This window comes from Candidatus Kuenenia sp. (genome assembly GCF_039794105.1).
Lineage (GTDB): Bacteria > Planctomycetota > Brocadiia > Brocadiales > Brocadiaceae > Kuenenia.
On the sequence record NZ_JBDIWA010000006.1, the window covers coordinates 25,228 to 46,368 of the forward strand.

General features: G+C 40.1%; 15 protein-coding genes and 2 tRNA genes. 14 read left to right on the forward strand and 3 right to left on the reverse strand.

Annotated features, from left to right (window positions below; genetic code table 11):
* Nucleotides 1–24 precede the first annotated feature (24 nt).
* Nucleotides 25–1,947, reverse strand: coding sequence for a YgiQ family radical SAM protein (locus ABJL82_RS05090; protein ID WP_347273641.1), 1,923 nt, complete (start codon nt 1,945–1,947; stop codon nt 25–27).
* Between the two features lie 373 nt (nt 1,948–2,320).
* Between ABJL82_RS05090 and ABJL82_RS05095 the strand changes: the two genes are divergently transcribed.
* The 13 genes from ABJL82_RS05095 to ABJL82_RS05155 all read left to right on the forward strand — a co-directional run bounded on the left by ABJL82_RS05095 (nt 2,321) and on the right by ABJL82_RS05155 (nt 14,278).
* Nucleotides 2,321–2,851, forward strand: a complete 531-nt coding sequence (locus tag ABJL82_RS05095) for a hypothetical protein (protein ID WP_347273642.1) — start codon at nt 2,321–2,323, stop codon at nt 2,849–2,851.
* A gap of 250 nt (nt 2,852–3,101) precedes the next feature.
* Nucleotides 3,102–4,790: an HD domain-containing phosphohydrolase gene (locus ABJL82_RS05100; RefSeq protein ID WP_347273643.1), complete on the forward strand. Its 1,689-nt coding sequence runs from the start codon at nt 3,102–3,104 to the stop codon at nt 4,788–4,790.
* A 206-nt stretch (nt 4,791–4,996) separates the two neighbouring features.
* Nucleotides 4,997–5,698, forward strand: a complete 702-nt coding sequence (locus ABJL82_RS05105; protein WP_347273644.1) for an MgtC/SapB family protein — start codon at nt 4,997–4,999, stop codon at nt 5,696–5,698.
* Nucleotides 5,699–5,967: 269 nt separating this feature from the next.
* Entirely contained in the window at nt 5,968–7,224 is a 1,257-nt protein-coding gene (locus ABJL82_RS05110) for a tetratricopeptide repeat protein (RefSeq protein WP_347273645.1), read from the forward strand.
* Nucleotides 7,225–7,431: 207 nt separating this feature from the next.
* Nucleotides 7,432–8,454 carry a TIGR01212 family radical SAM protein gene (locus ABJL82_RS05115; protein WP_347273646.1) on the forward strand — a complete coding sequence of 341 codons (1,023 nt, stop codon included), beginning with the start codon at nt 7,432–7,434 and terminating at the stop codon, nt 8,452–8,454.
* A gap of 1 nt (nt 8,455) precedes the next feature.
* Nucleotides 8,456–8,529, forward strand: a tRNA-Gly gene (locus tag ABJL82_RS05120).
* Nucleotides 8,530–8,712: 183 nt separating this feature from the next.
* Entirely contained in the window at nt 8,713–9,477 is a 765-nt protein-coding gene (locus ABJL82_RS05125; protein WP_347273647.1) for a TIGR04255 family protein, read from the forward strand.
* Between the two features lie 124 nt (nt 9,478–9,601).
* The gene (locus tag ABJL82_RS05130) at nt 9,602–10,342 is read left to right on the forward strand and encodes a M48 family metalloprotease (protein ID WP_347273648.1); all 741 of its coding nucleotides are present in this window, start codon (nt 9,602–9,604) and stop codon (nt 10,340–10,342) included.
* A 1-nt stretch (nt 10,343) separates the two neighbouring features.
* Entirely contained in the window at nt 10,344–11,264 is a 921-nt protein-coding gene (locus ABJL82_RS05135) for a dihydroorotate dehydrogenase (RefSeq protein ID WP_347273649.1), read from the forward strand.
* Nucleotides 11,257–12,024: a dihydroorotate dehydrogenase electron transfer subunit gene (locus ABJL82_RS05140; RefSeq protein ID WP_347273650.1), complete on the forward strand. Its 768-nt coding sequence runs from the start codon at nt 11,257–11,259 to the stop codon at nt 12,022–12,024. The genes ABJL82_RS05135 and ABJL82_RS05140 overlap by 8 nt, the downstream gene beginning before the upstream one ends.
* A 121-nt stretch (nt 12,025–12,145) precedes the next feature.
* Nucleotides 12,146–12,218, forward strand: a tRNA-Glu gene (locus tag ABJL82_RS05145).
* A 172-nt stretch (nt 12,219–12,390) separates the two neighbouring features.
* Nucleotides 12,391–13,908, forward strand: coding sequence for a tetratricopeptide repeat protein (locus ABJL82_RS05150; RefSeq protein WP_347273651.1), 1,518 nt, complete (start codon nt 12,391–12,393; stop codon nt 13,906–13,908).
* A gap of 10 nt (nt 13,909–13,918) precedes the next feature.
* Complete coding sequence (locus ABJL82_RS05155; protein WP_347273652.1) at nt 13,919–14,278, forward strand: hypothetical protein; 360 nt, start codon at nt 13,919–13,921, stop codon at nt 14,276–14,278.
* Nucleotides 14,279–14,680: 402 nt separating this feature from the next.
* Here ABJL82_RS05155 and ABJL82_RS05160 read toward each other — a convergent pair whose 3' ends face one another.
* Nucleotides 14,681–18,187, reverse strand: coding sequence for a UvrD-helicase domain-containing protein (locus tag ABJL82_RS05160; RefSeq protein WP_347273653.1), 3,507 nt, complete (start codon nt 18,185–18,187; stop codon nt 14,681–14,683).
* A gap of 332 nt (nt 18,188–18,519) precedes the next feature.
* On the opposite strand from ABJL82_RS05160, the gene ABJL82_RS05165 reads away from it, so the two are divergent.
* The gene (locus ABJL82_RS05165; RefSeq protein ID WP_347273654.1) at nt 18,520–19,140 is read left to right on the forward strand and encodes a lysophospholipid acyltransferase family protein; all 621 of its coding nucleotides are present in this window, start codon (nt 18,520–18,522) and stop codon (nt 19,138–19,140) included.
* A gap of 89 nt (nt 19,141–19,229) precedes the next feature.
* Here the strand turns inward: ABJL82_RS05165 and ABJL82_RS05170 are convergent, their stop codons facing one another.
* Nucleotides 19,230–21,038, reverse strand: coding sequence for a cell wall anchor protein (locus tag ABJL82_RS05170; protein ID WP_347273655.1), 1,809 nt, complete (start codon nt 21,036–21,038; stop codon nt 19,230–19,232).
* Between the last annotated feature and the right edge of the window lie 103 nt (nt 21,039–21,141).

Here is a 21,141-nt window from a genome sequence, read left to right on the forward strand (position 1 = left end):
GTAAATCGGAGTGTAACCATCAGATTAGAACGTATTCCTTCGCTGCTTTTGTTTAGGCGGTCTGTGGGACATTATTTCCCTGATGGGTTTTGTTTGCGGGTGTGATTTCGTTTTCCCGAAGGGGAAAAGTCTTTTTAGCAAATCCGGTTTTTTCAATGCAAAAAGTTTCTTCCTTAACCAATCCTGATTTTCTTTCTTATACCAGAAAAAGAAACGATGTTGTTCCTTTTTTTCACGGATTGACCTGGGTACGTAATATTCTTTAAGCGTATAGGGATGGTAACCGGAGTAGTACATGACGGTTGCAACGGTCATTGGTGTGGGAGTAAAATCCTGCACCTGTTCCAGATGGAATCCGAGTTCCCTGGTTTCTGCGGCGAGGGATGCCATGTCGTCTTCCGTGCATCCCGGGTGGCTGGAGATGAGGTAGGGGACAAGCTGTTGATTGAGTCCGTGTTGTTTATCAATACGGTCAAATATTCTTTTAAATTCCTTAAAATGTTCAAATGACGGTTTTCTCATCAATTTAAGGATTGCCGGGGAAGTATGTTCAGGGGCAACTTTTAACCTCCCGGAAACATGCCGGGTTAAAAGTTGTTCCAAATAGTCGTAAATGGATGTATCGGCTTTTTTATTATAGCTTTTTGTCAATAAATCGTGCCGGATACCGCTGCCTACAAATGCCTTTTTCACCTTTGGATGTGCATCGGCTTTGCGGTAAATTTCGGTTATCTGAGAATGGTTTGTATTGAGATTGTCGCAAACAGCGGGATAAATGCATGAAGGGCGGACGCATTTATCACATATTTCCTGTATTCGGCCTTTCATTTTATACATGTTGGCGGATGGGCCGCCAAGGTCTGAAATATAGCCTTTGAAATCAGGCATGTTGGTTACCTGTTCCACTTCTTTCATAATAGAAGACTGTGAACGGCTGGCAATGAATTTTCCCTGATGCGCAGAGATGGTGCAAAAACTGCATCCGCCAAAACAGCCGCGATGCGTGTTGATTGAAAATTTAATCATTTCATACGCGGGAATAGCGCCGAGCGTCTTATATTTCGGATGGGGGAGTCTTGTGTAAGGGAGTTCGAAAGAAGCGTCAATCTCCTCTTCGGTCATTGTTGGAAATGGCGGATTGATAATCAGCGTTTTTTCTCCAATAGTTTGAATAATACGGTCGGCAAAGACCTTGTTTGATTCCTGTTCTATTTGTTTAAAATTTGCAGCGAATGCCTTTTTATCTTCCAAACATTTCTGGTGGGAATGTATATAAATGTCGTTCCAGTGCTTGTTTTTTGGCGTGCCGTTGCCTTGATTCCGGAGATAAGCCGTTTGTTTCACCATAGTCAGTTGGTGAAGGGGTACCCCTTTTTTTAAAAGTTTAAGGATTTCTCTCACGGGCATTTCTCCCATTCCATACACCAGCAAATCGGCTCCGCTTGTTTCAAGAAGAGAAGGCATCAGTTTGTCCGACCAGTAATCATAGTGCGTCACCCTTCGCAAGGAAGCTTCAATACCGCCAATGATGACGGGGACATCAGGGTAGAGAGATTTCAATATTTTTGTATACGTGACGGCGGCATAGTTGGGGCGCAACCCTGTTTTTCCGCCAGGGCTGTAAGCATCGTCGGAACGGAGCCTTTTGTTGGCAGTGTAATGGTTTACCATAGAATCCATACAACCAGAGGTTACCCCGAAAAAATATACCGGTGCGCCAAGTATTTTGAAATCATGCAGACCGTCACGCCAATTTGGTTGAGGAATAATTGCAACCCTGTATCCTTCTTTCTCGATAATCCTGCCTATCACCGCAGCGCCAAAGGCTGGATGGTCAACGTATGCATCGCCTGATATAAGAATGACGTCCAGTTGACCCCATCCCCGCATTTCCACTTCTTTCCTGGTAACAGGAAGCCATTTTGTTATTTCATTTTGTTTATTCATAACAGCAGGCATGTGAGAAGTTAAACAGTTACGCTCATCGAGGAGCAATTCTTTTCTGTTAATATAACAATATCTATGGTGGTAAAAGTATAATACCTTTTTATAGAAAAATACAGAGCGTTCCCAAACCATGAGCCGCGAATCTACACAAGTTATATTTTGAGATACCACTTGACAATATTTGTTGATTTCTATAGCATTTGAAAGCATATCAGCCTGCAATCTACAATCGGCAATCGGCAATCTACAGTCAGCAAATTGAGGATTGAGGATTGTTTCGTGTTTGTTTGGTTCTGGCTATGTCGACTTAAATATTGAAAAAGTAGGGATGTGAATCCCTTTGGTTTCAAAAATGTATTATTTAGAAGGAGTTATGATGAGGAACGTTTTTTTTGTTGTATTTGCAACCTTTATGTTTTCACTTTTATGGTTGCAAAGTCCGGTAGTTAATAAATTGGATGCTAAGACTTACGAAGAATTGGAGAAGGAGGAACATCAAAAATTATCGCCGGAGGAGAAACGCGCCAGGCAAAAAGCAAAAATTGAAAAGAAAAAGGCAGAAAATAAAGTAAAGGCGAAAGAAAAAAAGATTGAACAGGAAGTCAAAAAAGCAGAGGTAAGAAAGAGACGTGATGAACCTATAGAGGTTGTAGAAGAAAAAAAGGCAAAAATAAAAGAAGATGTTGAAACGAAGAGAGCTGAAGTGAAAGAAGAAATAGAAACAAAAAAGAAGGATATTAAAGAGAAGATAGAAACAAAAAGAGCTGAGGTGAAGGAAAAAGTAGAAGGGAAAATGGACGAAGAAGGCGAAGAAGACGATGATAACGAAGATGTTGACGAAGACGAAGATGAAGATGATGAAGAAGATGATGATGAAGATGAAGATGAAGACGAGGATGAATAATAAATCGGATTATGAAATAGCAGAAAAATAAATTGTTTCTGAGTTTCTTTAAGGCGGATTATAAAGAGGGGGTGACATTATTATTGATTAATGTTGCCCCTTTTTTTTTTGGAAGATACTATAATTAATAAAAAAGAAACCACAATCGTAATGCGATCACCCCTTGGTCTCTCCCAAAAGGGAGGGAAGGATTCGTACATCGTAAATTCCAAATCGTAAAATGTTTTTTAGACAAAATAAGGCGCAAATTATGAAATCAAGGATGCAATGGATTTTATCGGGTAGTGTTTTGTTAATAGCACTCATAGGTGCTGCGTTATTTGCAGGCGTGTCATATAAATCTGTTTTACGCGAATTAAAGCATCAAATAGTGCAGGATAATAAAACCATAGCAAATACGATTATAAAATCTTTTGCCAGGTATATGTTGTCTGAATTGCCCAGGCCAAGGCAGATCCACTTGATACAGAATATTTGCAATGAAGTTATAATCCCGAATAAAGGGTTTGTTTGTGCTGTGGATGGCGAAGGAAGGGTTATCGCAATGCCAGGTCTTGAACTGAAAAGTAATCTCAATGTAAATGAGGGTTATTTTACAAGATTAAATAGTCTTGAAAAATACCGGTACCAGGATTTTGCCGATAATAATATCTTTGAAGGGGTCTTCCATAAAGGAGACGCTGTTACTATTGTTGCAATGTCTCTTGTTGATAATACGGATATTCGTCTTTTTGTTCATCAGCACTTACCTGTGTTAAAAACAAAATTGAAAAGCTTTGTCTATCCTCATGTAATTATTGGCGTTATGGTATCGGTTATATCGGGATTGATAACGTATATGTTGGCAGGTTTCATTATTAGAAGATATGAACGTGATTTGGAAATGGCAAATATCGATTTAGATCAGATTGATAAACATCTATCGAAGGCAAATAATGAACGCAGGCTTTATTTTGAAGGGCTATGTAAGTCAACGCAGGGAATAATAATAACTGATACGGTGGGAAAGATGGTATTTGTTAATCCGGCGATTGAAAAGGTATACGGGTTTTCGCAGGATGAAATGATAGGAAAAAATGTCAATATTATTAATCCTGATCGTTTAGTTTATAGTGATTTGGGTATTTCAGAAAAAGGGTATGAAGTGTTTTTTAAAGAACTATGGGATTCCCTTGCGAATCCCGAAATTGCGTTTTGGGAAGGAGAACTGCCAAACAGATCAAAAGAGGGTTCTCTTGTCTGGGTACATTTAATAATTAATGGTGTTTTTGATATAAAAGGCAACATTATCAACTATATTTGGTTTCCATTCGATGTAACGGACAGAACAAAAGATGAGGTGAATATCCGCATGGATGTTTACCGTGCCATAGCTGACATTGCTGAAATGAGGGACGACGAGTCGGAAAAGCATGTAATACGTGTGGGTATGTATTCACGGAGAATCGCAGAACATCTTGATATGCCGAAAAAATATTGTGAAGATATCGAACTGTTTTCTCCACTGCACGATATTGGGAAAATGGGGATTCCTGACACGATATTGCTCGATAAAAAAAATTTAACGAAAAAAAAGTATGAAATAATGAAAAATCACACACTTTTAGGGTATGAATTGTTAAGGGGAAAACCAATGATGGAAATGGCGGCGGGCATAGTTTATATGCATCATGAAAAATTCGATGGCACTGGATATCCGCAGGGATTAGCCGGAGAGGAGATTCCATTGCACGCAAAGATTGTCGCCCTTGCGGATGCATACGACGCCTTGCGATGCAGGCGTCCCTACAAACGGGCATGGACGCATGAAGAAGCGGTAAAAGAGATTGAAGCGTGTTCCGGCGCTCACTTTGATCCGGTTATCGTGAATGCATTTTTAGAGATTAGGCATATATTTGCTGAAATTGCAGAAGAGTATAAAGATGAGTATAGTTTGTAGTAATTACCCAATATCTTGCGGTAACAACCCCCTCAATCCCACTTTATTAAGGGGGAATTTTGGAAGGAATTCTTTATTTTCCACAGGATATTGGGTAATTATATTTTGTATTTATATGAGCGGAAAAAAATAACAACATGCGTTATTCCAGGTTGTTCAATGAGCGAAGAAAACAAACGGTGTGTTTTGGGAGATAAGGAGAGATTATGTTTCATATTTTTAGCATATTGAGTGGATTTGAAACTGCCATTGGAAAACTCTTACTGGCAGCTATTTTAGGAGGGATTATTGGATGGGAAAGAGAAACAAGGGGAAGGCCGGCAGGATTACGAACACACATCCTTGTCTGTGTTGGTGTGGCGTTAATGATGGTGGTTTCGGAAAATATGTTTGAAAAATATAAAATGTATACCGATGATTCGATCATTAGGATTGATCCTGCCAGGATAGCAGCTCAGGTAGTGACGGGCATTGGGTTCTTAGGGGCGGGAACAATTATGAGATTTAAGGCGTCGGTGAGGGGATTGACTACTGCGGCTTCCTTATGGGTGGTCGCCGGCATTGGATTGGCGATAGGGAGTAATTGTTTTCTCCCAGCCTTGTTTACAACTCTGATAGTGTTCTTCACATTATTCTTTGTGCCTTTTTTCGAAAAGAACGTAAGGCGGGATAAATATCAGACATTAAAATTGTGTATCGCGGGCACGCAATCGTGCCTGGAAGTGATTTTGGAAATATTGAGAAAAAATTCAATGGAAATGCAACATTATGGATTCGAAAGAGACCTGGTAAAAGATGAAATTTTGTATGATATTAGTGTGAGATTTAAGGATAGTATTTCGGTTTCAAAAGTGTCTGAGGAGTTTGTTCGATCTATCAAAGAAATCAGAAAACTTGGTTGGGAATAACTGCCTCTAAATTGTCTAAATAGCTATAAAATAAACATTTGACAATATATAGGCTATTTGATATATTCCCTTAGACCTAACGGCAAAGAGCATGGTTTCTTTGTAAGAAAACAAATCATTAAGATGATAAATAATCCATTGCATAAGTGTTTGACTCTTTTTATCAATGGGCAACGAGTTTTAGCGTAGGTATATAAGTGTAATCATTTCTCAAAGTAATTATATTTGTTTAATAGTTTACTGACAGCACTTTTATGGGAGAATCTGTAATGATAAAGAATCTAGTATGGCCATTTTACAGACCTATAATAATGGCAGTATTAGTTTCTCTTGGCATATGCGGGTGTTCCAAGGTGGATATGCCTGATGAAGTAATTAGTTCTTACCAAAAAGCGATTCGTATTAATCCCGGGCTGGCAGAGGCGCATTTTAATCTTGCAATTGCATATAATAGCCGGACAATGCTGGACGAAGCGATTTCCGCACTTGTAAAAGCGATTGAAATAAATCCTAAATATAAAGAAGCATATCTTCAGTTAGGGTTGCTTTATCTGGAAAAAGAAATGTGGGATAATGCGAAAGCCACCTTTAGTTCTTCACTGCAATTAGATACCGATAGTTTCCTGGCGCATGAGAAACTTGGTGATGTGTACCGTGTGCAGGGGGAATTTTCCGAGGCTGTTTCTGAATACAAAAGCGCCCTGAAAATAAATCCAAAAGCCGTTGAAACAATGTACAATCTTGGTGTTGTTTATGTAAAGAACGATCAAACTGAAGAAGCAATTCAAATTCTGTTAGATGCGGTTGGGATAAATCCTAATTATACCGATGCCCATTTTTTTCTGGGGCAAATATATCTGAATAACGGACTTCCTGATAACGCGTTGAATGCGTTTAGTAAAGTTACAGAGATAAATCCCAGGCACGCACTGGCACATTATCATCTTGGTTTGACATTTTATAAAAAGGGAAACGTTGATGGGGCTGTGGCTTCTTACAAAAAGTCGATAGAAATCGATGCTAAGAATCCACAGGTGCACTATAGCCTGGGAATTGTATATTCGGATGAAAAATTATTTGATAATGCTATTGAAGAATTTCGCACTGTTATAAAACTTGACCCCGATAACGCCGATGCTCATTACAGGCTGGGTTTGGCATACGCAAATAAACGAACACTAGTTAAAGCCGTTTCTTCCGTTCAAAAAGCGGCTTCAGCACATTATAATATAAAAAACCCTTATTCGGATAAGAGGGCGTTAGATGAAGCGATTACTTCATTACAGATGGCGATTGAAATAAATCCATACAATCCTGAAATATACTTTGACCTGGGGAATGCATATTCACAAGACAGGAGATTGGACGAGGCTGCCAGAGCGCTTGAAGAGACGATTCGTATTGATCCCAATTTTGCAAAAGCACATTATGGTTTAGCCCTTATATACGAACGAAAAGGGATGAAAGAAGAAGCGCAAAGGGAGTATTTGGAATATAAGAGATTGATAAAGAATTGTGTGGATTAATGGTAATAAGGGTATTTTGCACAAAAGAAACAAAATATAACTTATTAGAGAAAGAGGGTTTTAAACCCTCTTTTTTTTATATTTTCATGAGACTGATTCGGGTACAATTACAATCAATAGCATTCCCTTTGAAAATTTTGACAGTTTAATAGTGAGCCGGAATGTTTTGTATTTGATAATGCTTCATATTCGTGTTAGATTCACCCTATGAATAAAGTGTCTGTTTTAAATGCTCAAACTGATTATTTGTATAAATATCGATTTTTCCCTTTTGGCGAATATCTAAAACAAAAGTTTCCTTTCAAAGTGCATAAAATAGCGCTCCATGCGGGTTTTACCTGCCCCAATCGGGATGGGAGGTCCGGGGTGGGCGGATGTACGTATTGCGCAAATGAAAGTTTTAGTCCAAATGTAAGGAAACCTTCTTTATCGATAACGGAACAGATTAGAAAGGGGAAATCGTTTCAAAAACAAAGGTATGGCGCTGAAAAATTTATCGCCTACTTTCAATCGTTTACTAACACGTATGCTGATGTTCATACGCTAAAAGCATGCTATGAAGAGGCATTGTCAGACAGCGACGTCATTGGCCTTTCCATCGGTACCAGACCTGATTGCGTTAATGAGGACATTTTAAATCTTATTAATAGCTACACGGAAAAATATCATGTATGGATTGAATACGGGCTTCAATCCATACATGAAGAAACTTTGAAGCGCATTAACAGAGGGCACGATTATAAATCTTTTGTTGAAGCAATAAACCTTACAAAAAAAACTTGCATCAATATATGCGTTCATGTTATCTTGGGAATCCCCTTCGAGACTGGCGATGATATGATGAAGACCGCGGATGCGGTTGCGGATATGGGTATACAGGGGATCAAATTGCATCACCTGTATGTGGCAAAGAATACCGCATTGGCTGAAGAATATTTCAAAGGGAATGTGATAACCTTGGATATTCATGAGTATGTGCGGCTGGCTGCAGATTTTCTGGAACGTATACCTCCGGATGTTACGATACAAAGATTAGTAGGGGATACTCATGGCAACTTCCTTATATCTCCCATATGGAAAGCCGGTAAGGCGAGCATCACAACAATGATTACACAGGAGTTGGAAAAAAGAGGTGCATATCAGGGGAGTCTTTGTGACGCTTCAACAATGATAAACAGTAGTCAAAAGCCAAATTTAAACGAATCAAGATTACATACCATAGGGTTTTAAAGCGGGCGTAATTCAGTGGTAGAATACTAGCTTCCCAAGCTAGATATGTGGGTTCGATTCCCATCGCCCGCTCCATTTCACAAAATACCATCGTAGTTTACCTGAACATTTGTATAATTCCCGATTAAATGAGATACACGCACTGTTTTAAATGTGTGATAGCAGGGGACGGGTTTTGCACATGTCCTGATCCTGAATAACAAAAAACAAACGTAACACTTTAGTATTGAATTTTTGTTTTTTAAGAAATGGTGAAATATGGATGATACGTATTCAAAGGCGCCCTTGTCAGAAGTAATTATGGGGATTACTCTCAAACAACCTGTTTTAGGGAAAAACGGGTTAATATATGAAATAATCAATGCTTTTAAAAATGATTATCCAGTCATTCGGTACGGGAATCCATTGGAAGATCTTGAAATGGTTGATTACAGTTTAGAGCCTAAAATTGATTATAATTATACAGGGCCGGTATTGTACCGGCTTAGCACCCTTGATACAAATTGGCTGGTACAATTGCAATTTAACAAAATATTCTTCAATTGGATTAAAAAAGATGAAGAAAGAGAGAAGAATTACCCTGGCTTTACCAGTATTTACAAGAGATATGCACAATTGGCAGCGTTTGTCCAAAATAACCTGCATTCAGAATTTCCTGTTAAGTTCTGTGAATTAACATACCAGGATAGAATATTTTGGCAGGAACATATTGCGGATCTTTCTGAGATAAACAAGATTATGAAAATAATATTGCCATCAATAAACGACAATGGCAGGGTATATTCTCCTAATAATATTTTTAGTAAATACACACTGCCTGTAGAAAAAATAGGTGGATATGCCATAGTCTCGATAAATACCGCTACAACAAAGGAAAATAAACAGGTGATAAGCTTTCAATGTACACTGAGAGGCGCAGTAAAAGATATGTTAATAGATGATTGGTATGAGGTTGCGCGTGAAATGCAGAACAAACTATTTAACGATTCTTTTAATGAAAAGTTTTTGGAATCGTTGAAATGATATAAGTAATAGTCATGCCGGAATACAATCATTTGGGCGAGTCCAACAGCATAAAATATGAGGTTTAAGTTTCAAGCCCCCATCCGCAGATAATCTCATACAATAATTACGGTAAGATGATACGATGGAATGGAAAAGAATCTTTTTTGCCATTTTTATTCTTTCGGTAGCAGATGCTATTTTCTTCTCCGGTGTATGCTGTTTTGCGAATGACGAATGGCATCTGAACGGTGATAATCCCGGATTAAGCGAAGAAGAAGAGATAGAGCTTGGCAGGAAAGTAGATGAATATTTAAGCCGTGAATGTCATTTTGTTACAGATGCAGAACTGAATAAAAAAATAAATGATATTACTCAATCAATCGTTGCAGTTTCAGAGAGAAAAACCCTTCCATACTTTTGCAGTATAATACAATCCTATTCTATCAATGCTTTCTCTTCTTCTGGCGGGCATATCTATATTACAAACGGCTTATTACAATTAACAAAAACTGAAGATGAGTTGGCCTGTATTATAGGCCATGAAATTGCACATTCATCACTGAGGCATGCATCAAAATTTTACATGGAACTTAAGAATGTTTTCTCACTGCAAAATAATGCTAATTGGGATGAAGTTGCAGCGTTATCGTTAGAAAACCATCTCAGGGAGTTTGAGGTAGAGGCGGATACAAAAGGGGTGTTCTATGCCTGTAATGCAGGGTATGACCCTAATGGTCTGCCTGATTTTCTGGAAAGAAACCTTGATATTATTGTTGCTCATAATGGTTTGTCAGGCATTTTTGGCATGGGGTATTATGCAGAAGTTGAGATGCGGGTATGCAAGTTAAGAGAATTCATCGCAACCTTAAAAGGCGACTGGTAAAATGACAGAGGTAACATTATCAATAAATTTGTGTAATATGCGATTGTCGAATCCAACGGTGCTGGCTTCGGGGATACTGGGGACCACAAAGGCATTGTTAAAACGAGTGGCAGAAAGTGGAGCCGGTGCGGTAACGATTAAATCTGTAAGCAAGGAATCAAGGGAAGGTCACCATAATCCAACGGTTATTACCTACGAGGCGGGAATGTTAAATGCCGTAGGATATTCGAATCCTGGTGTTGAGGCCGCATGTATCGAATATTCGAACCTTAATGAAGTAGGCGTTCCTGTAATTGCCAGCATTATTGGAACCTGTACGGATGATTTCATTGCTGTTGCAGAGGGGCTGTCAGCATCCGGGTTTTCCGCTATTGAAATACCGCTTTCTTGTCCGCATACCCCTGGTTTTGGTCTTCTTTCAGGACAGGGAACTCCTAAGGCTACCTACGAAATAACCTCTGCGGTGAGACGAAAAACAAATGTGCCTATATTTGTGAAAATATCACCAAATGTGCCTGAAATTACCTCAATTGCAAAAGCAGCAGAGGATGCGGGGGCAAACGGCATTACTGCCGTTAATTCAATGGGTCCTGGAATGGTAATTAATATTGAATCAAAGAAACCTGTGTTAGGGTTTAGGGTCGGGGGCGTCACCGGTGATGCCTTGCGGCCAATTGCCGTGCGTTGTGTGTATGACGTTTACCAAGCGGTGAAAATTCCAATTATCGGAGTAGGGGGCATATCTACAGGAAGGCATGCGATAGAGATGATGATGGCAGGGGCTTCGGCTGTTGGCATTGGAACCGGCGTTTACACAAGAGGAATTAATGTTTTCAGCAAGGTGTGCGCTGAAATGAAGCAGTGGATGATTGAAAACGGGTATAACACTATTAATGATCTTGTAGGTATTGCCCATGATTGAACAGCCAAAAATGGTAAAAATATGTGATATCATAGATGAGACGCCAAACGTAAAAACGTTTTTCTTTGAGTATGCCGGACAGTATGAGCCGGGGCAGTTTATTATGGTTTGGATTCCGCTAAATGATGAGAAACCATTTACTATTTCCTATATTGATGGAAATGTTGCCGGGATAACTGTATTAAAAAGGGGCGAATTTACAAGAACCTTGCATACAAAAAAAAAGGGAGATCAGATAGGTATAAGGGGACCGTATGGCATGGGATATGGTTTTCCTGAAAACAATGCGGCTACGTGTATTGTAGGCGGTGGTATTGGAATGGCTTCTATTGCGTGTTTAGCGGATATGCAGAAAAATACGACAATCATTCAAGGGGCAAGGACTATGCCGGAATTGCTTTTTCAACATCGTTTCAAAGATATGAAATTGTGTACAGATGATGGTTCTTTTGGTTACAGAGGAACAACGGTTGATTTGTTGAGAGAATTAACAGGGCAACATAATTATCAAAAGATATATGCATGCGGTCCTGAAAAAATGTTGTACAAGATATTTGAATTTTGCAATGAACGCCATATTGATTGTGAAGTATCAATTGAAAGATATATTAAATGTGGGTTTGGCATTTGCGGCCAATGCGACTGTAGTGGGCAGCGCATATGTATTGACGGGCCTGTTTTTAACGCAAATGCATTAGGAAAGATGCCCGATTTTGGAAAAACTGCCATCACAAAATCGGGGAGAAGGGTTTCTTTGTGAATCAGAGAAAGGAATTTCAGGCAACAGGATGAATTTTGTTGACATAAGAAAATAAATATTGTAGTTTTACTAACTATTCGTTTTCAGACAAGTTGTTCTTACAGTGATATTTAACCTGAGCGCCCCCATCGTCTAGAGGCCCAGGATGCCAGGTTCTCAGCCTGGAGACAGGGGTTCAAATCCCCTTGGGGGTATATTAAGAAGTGAACCAACAAAGAGGTCTTTGATGATAAAGTTCAAAAGGCCTCTTTACAGTTACCTCTCCCGAATATTTCAAATCTACGATACGCGGCAAGCCTCTAACCCTCACGCCTAAAAATAGTAATCTTCAAAAGGTATTATTCATTTGGTTGATTTTATCATGTTATGAATATCAATAAAAAAAGGTTAATTATACTATTTTCAATAAATGTATTCATAATAGTCCATATTCTGCTGTGGTATAAATATGGATTTCAGAAGGTAGGAACCTTTAGCCTGAATGGTATTGTCACCCTTTTGGGTTTTGGTCTGCTGAATTCCGCCGCCGCTTTTTTTATTATTGTTGTATTTATAACAGTGTTTTTTGGAAGGGTATTCTGTGGATGGGGATGCCACTTTGCTTTTTTCCAGGAATTTGCTTTACGGGTGCTTAATAAGTGTGGAATAAATCCCTCAATTATCCATTCCAGAGCAAATATCATACAGTATGTATTTCTCCTGAAGACTATAACCGCCATTTTCGAATTCTGGTATATTTATGGCATGCCTCAGTTTCATATTAATATCAGTGATACGCAGGTTATGACGGCAGACCTCCCCCGAAGCCCTGCTATTATTGCATCCTTTCTCTTATTTGACGCCTTTCTCTTAATTTATCTTATGGGATCAAGGGCATTCTGCAGATACGTGTGTCCATGGGCTCCCCTTCTTGCACTATTTGAGAATATTAGTTTATGGCGAATAAGGAAAATCAGGGAATGTTCCGGATGTATGAATTGCACGAGAAATTGTATTATGGGAATAACGGTACACGAAGAGATTGCCAAACATAGCGCTGTTGTCAATGCAAATTGTATACGATGTCTTTCCTGTAAGGATGCATGTAAAAATGGGACGTTAGGGTACAAATCCGGCATGAGCGCCTTATCTTTGACCCGTAAGTTCAGATGGTTGATTCCTGACTCGGGCAGTTATAATATATACGTTGAGTTGATTCTTGTTTTTTGTGGAATAATCACGGCATTTTACACACAAAAATATCTTGGCAGTTTCCAAACGTTGCTTGGCGCTGTATGGGGATTATGTATTGCTGTGATGATAATAAAAATAGTTGAGAAGAAGCGTATAACAATAGCAGAAATTATTCCGCAAAAGAGAAGTTTTCTGGTATTGAGTTTGATGCTATTGTTAACGTTTGTGTGGTGTTGGGGGACGATAACACCTCATGAAACACTCCTGTTAATGCGGGGCAATAGATTTATGGATATAATGGAATATGACAAGGCGATTTTAACATACAGAGATGCAATGAATGAATATCCATCAAATAAACAAATACGTACTGCGCTTGCTTTGGCATATAAAAACAACAGCAACTACAAAGAAGCAATAAATGAGTATAAGGCGCTTATTGCGGAAGACCCTGAAAATGCCGTTTTGCGAAATAATATAGGTACTGTTTACTACCGGAAAGGAGAGTATGATGAAGCGATAAAAGAATATAAAAAGGCTATTCTGTTTGATGAGAATCTCACTGCTGCTTATGGAAATATTGGTTTAATATTTTTAGAGAAGGGAAATATTGAAGAGGCTGTTTCTTATTTGAAAAAAGTATTTGCGACAGAGGATGAAATGTATCAATATCTTTTAACTTATTATAGATCGAAAAAAGGTCAGATATAGGAGGAGAATTATGGCTGTTTATACGTGTGAAACGTGTGGTATGACGACAACGAACAAAGGGCATTTATGTAAACCTATCGAGATGCAAAGGGCGATAGCATGTTATTATTGCGGTACGTTAACCAGCGACCCGCGCCATGTGTGTGCGCCTAAACTTGTGACACTTAAATATGTATGTAATTCCTGCGGACGCATTGCCTCCAAACGGGATCAACTCTGTAACCCTGCGCCGTTAGCGAAAGAAAAGAAAAAAACAGGAACATCCTTGATAAAAAAAGCTGTAAAAGCAAAACCACAGCCAAAACCGAAAACAAAATCAAAGGCAACTGTAAAACCAACTGCAAAACCAAGTGCAAAAAAGAAGAAATAAATGTTACTATTTAGCGTAAACATTACCCGACTCCCAGCGGGTTCAGGTTTGCAACCGTTCGGCTGAATTCCAGATGAAGCCTGAACCCACGGATGTAGTTTCCCGCGCAATTAAGTTCCCTAACAGGAGTTTGGGAGCGAGCGCGAAAGTAACGTTAACCAAATAAGTTTTACTGAATAAGGAATTGCTGGTTTTAATCCTGACAGGGCCCGAAACCCTGTCAGGATACGGCATAGCTGAAAGTGATGGCTAATGCCGGGATATTTTACGGTATCTCCGCACTGAAGTGCGGAGTTAATGGATGTAAAACCTGTTCCTCAATAAATTTCCCCTTCTTCCTTCCACCAACTGCAACTATTACAACTTTTTGAGGAGTTACAAAACCCGTGTTCTTTTGAAGCGTCAAATGAATACAGACGTTCCGTTTCGCAGGAAAATGATTTTAAATAGAGGATTGTTAATTTTCAGACAACGTTTTACCGCTTCCGTATAAATGGTTTTTTGGTGGTGGTATTTAAGCGTGTATGATGGTGAGGGGATGTTTATGTTTATTTCTTCCTTCTTACTGAATGCATTTTCTTCATGGCAGGTGTTTGCAGGAACATAGTTATCCTCTGTCGATGAGGTGTAGTCTGTCTTATAATCGGCAATAATTGTTTGATTTTCAAATTCATAAATAATATCAATTGTACCCCTCATTATTTGCCCTTCCCAATGCAGAAGTATTGGTATTTCACGTCCAAGTATCCTTGCGTTCTTTAGTTCATTGTATGCCTTCGAATGAAAAAAAGCGGTAAGTATAGTAACAGCTTCTGTTTTTATAAGATGAATTATCGTGTGGTGAAGGCTTGCATTGGTGAAATGTATTGTAACTGAAGATGTTATCAAATCATAAAGTGCCTGCAGCGTTCCCTGAAAGTTCCACTTCTCTAAGATCTGATGGCATAAAGAACCAATTGCGGCGGCATATTCCTGCTGTATTTCCGAAGAATCAGTGTGTTTGTTGTGTGTTGGAGTTTCATAGTGCACGGGTGATATTTCTTCACTTAAAGCAGAAGGAGAAGTAAACAATGGTTTTTCTATTTCTGCAAGCATTGATTGTTTCCGGTCATTCCATATTCGGACAAATGAATTCCAGTTAATATCCCACATTTTTTCTGCGGTTTTTGAAACAAAGCGTCTCGCGCCGGTATAGTTGAAATTTTCAAGAAATATCTCGCTATTTCCAAAAACTATTTTCCTGACATGGCCGGAGGGTATTTTAGGTTCATTATTAAGCGATATGCCATACGCATCAGATAAGGATTTCATAATTAATCCAATATAAGATTTGTTGTTATCCTTTAATGTACCGGTGAGAATCAACCGTTCCTTCGCCCTTGTCATGGCGACGTACAAGACCCGTTTTTCTTCTTCCCACGCACGTTCATTTATTTTGTTTTCAAGAATGATGCTCTGCAGATTCCTTAGTTGCTGCTCCCCTTCGCCAAGTACTATTCCCGTGGTGGAGGTGTTCCAGTCAAATGCGGCGGAATCCAGGGTCTCATTTTCCTTTTTTACTTCACCGTGCAGATTGCCCAGAATTACCACAGGGAATTCCAACCCTTTTGATTTATGGATAGTAAGGATTTTTACCACATCGAGTGTCTCATCGGAAAGCGGGCTTTCTCCTTCTTCTCTTGCCTCATCGATGTGTTTTTTCATATTGTTTATAAAATGTTTAAGGGAAATCCCCTGCATTTGTTCCAGCTTGCAGGCTGTCCGGTGAAATTTCTTAAGGTTCGCAAGCCTTTGCTCTCCCTGCCATGCGCTTGCTGTTATGCCGGCAAAGCAGGGATCATTGATAATTTCTGAAATGAGGCGGGAGACGGGTATAATCCGAGAACGTACATGATATTTTCTGAGAAATGAGTAAAAGTCGCCTATGGTTGCGTCTATGCCAATGTTATCTGAAATTGTTTTGCGATAATCGAGAAGTTCATTCATTTTGAGGAGATATATTTCATTATCCGTCAAACCGGCGAAGGGCGAACGTAAAATACCCACCAGGGCGATGGCGTCATAAGGGTTTTCAATAGTACGTAAAAGATTCATGAAATCAATAACTTCCTGGGTGGTATAGAAATATTTTTCCCCTTCTGCAATAAACGGTATGTCATGTTCTTTAAATGATTCTACATAAGATCGTATCTGTGTAAATGAACGCAAAAGCAAGGCGACGTCTTTATATTTCAATTTGTAAGAGGTAGCAGCATCGGCGGACGTATCACCGCCATTGTCGTAAAAGACATTATTTTTTATCCATTTTGCTATCCAATCCGCTTCAGCCTCTCTTGCCGCTTCCGCAGTCAATTCTTCTCCATTTGTATCGGAAACACTAATAATTTCAATCCTTTGAAAGGGGTCTGACTGAATGCGTTTTGCATGAATAGGAATGTATTTGGGTTGTAACCCTTGTTGTTCGGTAATTATCTTTTCTCCGAAAAGGTCGTTCACTGCGTTTACAATACCGGAATGGCTTCTAAAATTTTCCAGCAGACTGAGAGGCGCTTCATTATTGCAAATTTGTTTGACAACGTGTTCGTATGCTTCGATGTCCGCCCTGCGAAAGGAGTAAATAGATTGTTTCGGGTCTCCAACGATAAAGAGTTTCCCAGGTTCAAGAGGAATACTGTGTATGGTGTCGCTGTGGTGGTTTGCCATTTCGGAAAGAAAGAGGATGATATCGTATTGGATGGGATCGGTGTCCTGAAATTCATCAACAAGGATCGCCGAAAAATTCTTTTTGAGCGATGTCCTTATAGAGCAATAAGCGTTGTTTTGCAGCAAATTTCTGGCAAGGGTAAGAAGCCCGTCAAATGAGATGTATCCCTGGGACAGATATGTTTGCCGAAAGGTTTTGCAAAACGGCAAAACAAGGTTTAGCGCCGTAGCAATGAAAGATTCATCAACACGTTGCAATTTTCTTAAGAAAATACGGCATTTTTTAACAATGTCCTGCGCAACAAGTACATCTGCTTCCTCCCAACCGCTCTTTGCCTTAGAGATTGTTTTCCCGAAGTCGTAATGTAAACTGCTTAAGTAATGAAAGCCTTGGGTTTTTAGTTCATTAAAAATAGTAAGAAATTCCTGTAGTTGTGATAAGAGTTTATTGTCCGGTTTCCCGCATTTTGGGAGAAGGGCATTGATACTGTCGCAATGAGGATTTAATAATACATCAAGAGCTGCGGGATCGCCGGTTTTCTGTGTCAGCGTATCCAGTGGGATCGTAAAATCTGATAAACGTTTTGCAAACGCCTTAATTGTTTCCAGCTCGGTTCTCGTTAGCACATTTTTCCATGTTGCGGTGTTTTTTGAGGTAAGCGACAATTCCACTTCCAGCCAATCAGTCCATTCTTTCTCAAAAAGATCTTCAAATACAGACCCTTCATCAACGGTGAAACCTGGCGCTACTCCCGATTCTATAGGAAACATGCGTAAAATATATGCGGCAAAACTGTGAATCGTACAAATCATAGCCTTGTCCATATCTGCCAGAGATTGTACTGCCCGGCGTTCAATCTCGCTGTATGTCGTGTGATAAGTGGTTTGTAAGTCGGAGATAAAATTATTGACTTGTGAGCTTTCTTCTGGTCTGCATATACCCTTCATTGCGGCCACGATTTTTTCCAGTTCCTCCATAAGACGGATTTTCATTTCACTTGCAGCCTTTTCTGTAAATGTTAATGCAATGATTTTCAGAATAGGACTTTCTTCGGATTGGAGTCTTTTATGCGCCAGGAGCAGGTGGAGTATTCTTTGCACGAGAATAGTTGTTTTTCCCGTTCCCGCGCCGGCGGTAAGCACAATATTTTTATGCTGTTCCGATACCGCTAACTCCCGTATTTTACGATCAATAGGTTCATACATTATCTGATTTTCCAGTGACAATTTAGTTTTTTGAAAGATAGGGTTGGGTTTGTTCTTTGCCTAACGAAAAGATTGGACTGCTTAAGCATTGAATTAAGTAGATTGAATATACTCAAATGATACAATATCACTTTATAGGATGCAATGCAGCACTCTATTTACTGTTTTATGCGGTGTTTTTAAAAGATTTTTTAAAAAGTAGGGGCGAAGCATTTGCCCGTTTGGGTATGAATGCATTTATGACAATTTATAGCAAATGCTTCGCCCCTACAATATGCGGCAAATACCGCGATTTAAAAAAAATTATTTTACTAAGGAGGAAGAGAGGGGATGTGAGTATTTTAAACGAGTGTTTTTTCCTGATTTTAAAGCTCCTGGGTATTGTTTTGTTAAAGGCCATTTATCGGATAGAATCGGTAAATAAGGATTACATACCCCGCACCGGCCCGCTCATCGTTGCGGCAAATCATTTCAGCTATATGGACCCAATTGTGCTTCAGGCAATGTTTCCGAGGCGTATTTCGTTTTTAATGACCGAGTTGTATTATGAAGGGAAGTTGAAATGGTTTTTCAAGCTGTTACATTGTATTTGTGTGCAGCAGAGCGGACCAAATACTTCTTCAATAAGAGAGGGGTTAGGTGTGCTTAAAAAAAAGGGTGTTTTAGGGATTTTTCCGGAAGGCGGCGTGAGTAAAGAAGGAATATTGCAACCGGGAAATCCGGGTATTGGTTTTTTTGTACTTAAAAGCGGCGCCCCGGTTGTGCCTGCGTTCATAGCAGGTACATATGAGGCATTGCCAAAAGGGGCAAAGATACCGAAAAAGACAAAAATTAAAATACACTTTGGATTGCCCGTTACTTTTGAGAGTGTGGGGATAGGGAAGGATGACAGGGAAAGAGTGGTTGAAATCACGAATGAAATTATGAGGCAGATTAAAAACTTGTCTGTTTAGAGATTATTTGGAGAAAAGGCATAAACAAAAAGGGGTATTTCATTTTAAATGAAATACCCCCTTTTTAAATTACTTGCAAGGTAAAGCGGCTATTCTTTAACTTTTACCTTTATTTTTTCCTTACTGCTGCCAGCTTTGACAGTGATCTTGGCTTTGCCTTTCGCAGTTCCGGTAGCGGTAAAGGAAGCCTTGCCTTCTTCGTCTGATATTAGTTTGCTCGGAGAGATAGAAACACGTCGTTTTCCGGATGAATTCAGTTTTACCGTAATACTTTCTCCTTCAACCAGACAACCATCTTCTCCAGTTAATGTTAATGTTACTTCTGTGTTTTTTCCGACTTTGAGCTTTAACTTTTTTGGGTCTGCTTCAATGTCGTCTGTTTCGCATTCCCCTGGGCCTTCAACTGCAGTCCCGCCGAGATTCAAATCAATCGTTTTTGGCGTCCTGCTGCTCCTGTTCGTCCCATCGCCCAATTGACCATCTCCATTTAATCCCCACACATATATGTTGCCTTTTGAGGTAATTGCCAGGCTATGAGATTCTCCTGCTGCAACATATACGATGTCCGACAAACCGGTAACGTCAAGAGGTGCAGAACTGCTTCTCGTTGAACCATCGCCAAGCTGTCCTTCATCGTTTAATCCCCATGATTTTACTTTGCCATTTCGTATTGCAAGGCTGTGGTCACTTCCACAGGCAACTGCGGAAATTTTTGTAAGGTTTGTAACTTCTACGGGTGTTGTGCTGTTGGTATTCGTGCCATCACCCAATTGTCCTTCATCGTTGAGACCCCATGCCCATACCCTTCCGTCAATGCCGAGCGCGAGACTGAATGAGGTTCCTGCGCAAACCGCATCAATATCAGTTAACCCTTGGACTTGTACAGGATTTAGGACAGGATTGTTTGCGCTCTTTTCGCCATTGCCAATTTGTCCTTCATCATTTATTCCCCATGCATAAACAAAGCCGTCTTCTGTTACGGCAAGACCATGAGCTTCTCCAGCGGAAATTCCTTTCATCACCGGTAGGCCGCTTATTTTGGTAGGAACGCTATTTTCATCGGTATTGCCATTACCGAGCTGCCCGTCACTGTTTGCCCCCCATGTTAAAACAGAACCGTCAGATGATAATGCCATACTGTATTCACCTCCGGCAGAAATGGCAATTATATCGGTAAGATTGGGTACGGAAACGGGAACATTACTGTTATTCTCCGTTGTTCCGCCGCCAAGCTCTCCGTCACCGTTATAACCCCACGCCCAAACTCTGCCGAGAGAGTCAAGCGCCAGGCTATGATCTCCGCCACAATCTACGGACGTGATGGTAGTAAGAGCATTTATTTGAACAGCTACAGGGGTTGTTTGGTTGTCGTTTGTGCCGTCGCCCAACTGCCCATCTTCATTATACCCCCATGCCCATAGTTTCCCTTCGGAGTCTAGCGCTAACGTATGAGACCATCCACCCGATATTTGCGGAGTTACAACACCTGGTGTAGGCTCCGGTTGAGGCTGGGTGCCAGTAGGTTGAGGCCTTGGAGAAAATCCCGGTTGCGGCTGAGTGCCGGTAGGCTGAGGCCTTGGAGAGAATCCCGGTTGCGGCTGAGTGCCGGTAGGCTGAGGCCTTGGAGAGAATCCCGGTTGCGGCTGGGTGCCGGTAGGCTGAGGCCTTGGAGAGAATCCCGGTTGCGGCTGGGTGCCAGTAGGCTGAGGCCTCGGAGAAAATCCCGGTTGCGGCTGGGTGCCAGTAGGCTGAGGCCTTGGAGAGAACCCCGGTTGAGGTTGAGTGCCAGTAGGCTGTGGCAATTGACCATAAGCGATATGATCATTTATACAAAAAAATGTCATTGTAAAAAGTAAAACAGATACTAAAGGTAGCCCTAAAAAGCGTTTTTTTATCATCAAATTCCCCTTTTCCTTATGATAAATAAGCAATAAAACAAAACAAAATAGCGAGTAATCAGTGGTAAATCTCTACTTTCTCCTTTCTCCTTTCTTCTTGATA

Coding starts and splice junctions, on each gene's coding strand:
- ABJL82_RS05090 (WP_347273641.1), bottom strand. CDS start 1,947: ATGAATAAACAAAATGAAATAACAAAATGGCTTCCTGTTACCAGGAAA.
- ABJL82_RS05095 (WP_347273642.1), top strand. CDS start 2,321: ATGATGAGGAACGTTTTTTTTGTTGTATTTGCAACCTTTATGTTTTCA.
- ABJL82_RS05100 (WP_347273643.1), top strand. CDS start 3,102: ATGAAATCAAGGATGCAATGGATTTTATCGGGTAGTGTTTTGTTAATA.
- ABJL82_RS05105 (WP_347273644.1), top strand. CDS start 4,997: ATGTTTCATATTTTTAGCATATTGAGTGGATTTGAAACTGCCATTGGA.
- ABJL82_RS05110 (WP_347273645.1), top strand. CDS start 5,968: ATGATAAAGAATCTAGTATGGCCATTTTACAGACCTATAATAATGGCA.
- ABJL82_RS05115 (WP_347273646.1), top strand. CDS start 7,432: ATGAATAAAGTGTCTGTTTTAAATGCTCAAACTGATTATTTGTATAAA.
- ABJL82_RS05125 (WP_347273647.1), top strand. CDS start 8,713: ATGGATGATACGTATTCAAAGGCGCCCTTGTCAGAAGTAATTATGGGG.
- ABJL82_RS05130 (WP_347273648.1), top strand. CDS start 9,602: ATGGAATGGAAAAGAATCTTTTTTGCCATTTTTATTCTTTCGGTAGCA.
- ABJL82_RS05135 (WP_347273649.1), top strand. CDS start 10,344: ATGACAGAGGTAACATTATCAATAAATTTGTGTAATATGCGATTGTCG.
- ABJL82_RS05140 (WP_347273650.1), top strand. CDS start 11,257: ATGATTGAACAGCCAAAAATGGTAAAAATATGTGATATCATAGATGAG.
- ABJL82_RS05150 (WP_347273651.1), top strand. CDS start 12,391: ATGAATATCAATAAAAAAAGGTTAATTATACTATTTTCAATAAATGTA.
- ABJL82_RS05155 (WP_347273652.1), top strand. CDS start 13,919: ATGGCTGTTTATACGTGTGAAACGTGTGGTATGACGACAACGAACAAA.
- ABJL82_RS05160 (WP_347273653.1), bottom strand. CDS start 18,187: ATGTATGAACCTATTGATCGTAAAATACGGGAGTTAGCGGTATCGGAA.
- ABJL82_RS05170 (WP_347273655.1), bottom strand. CDS start 21,038: ATGATAAAAAAACGCTTTTTAGGGCTACCTTTAGTATCTGTTTTACTT.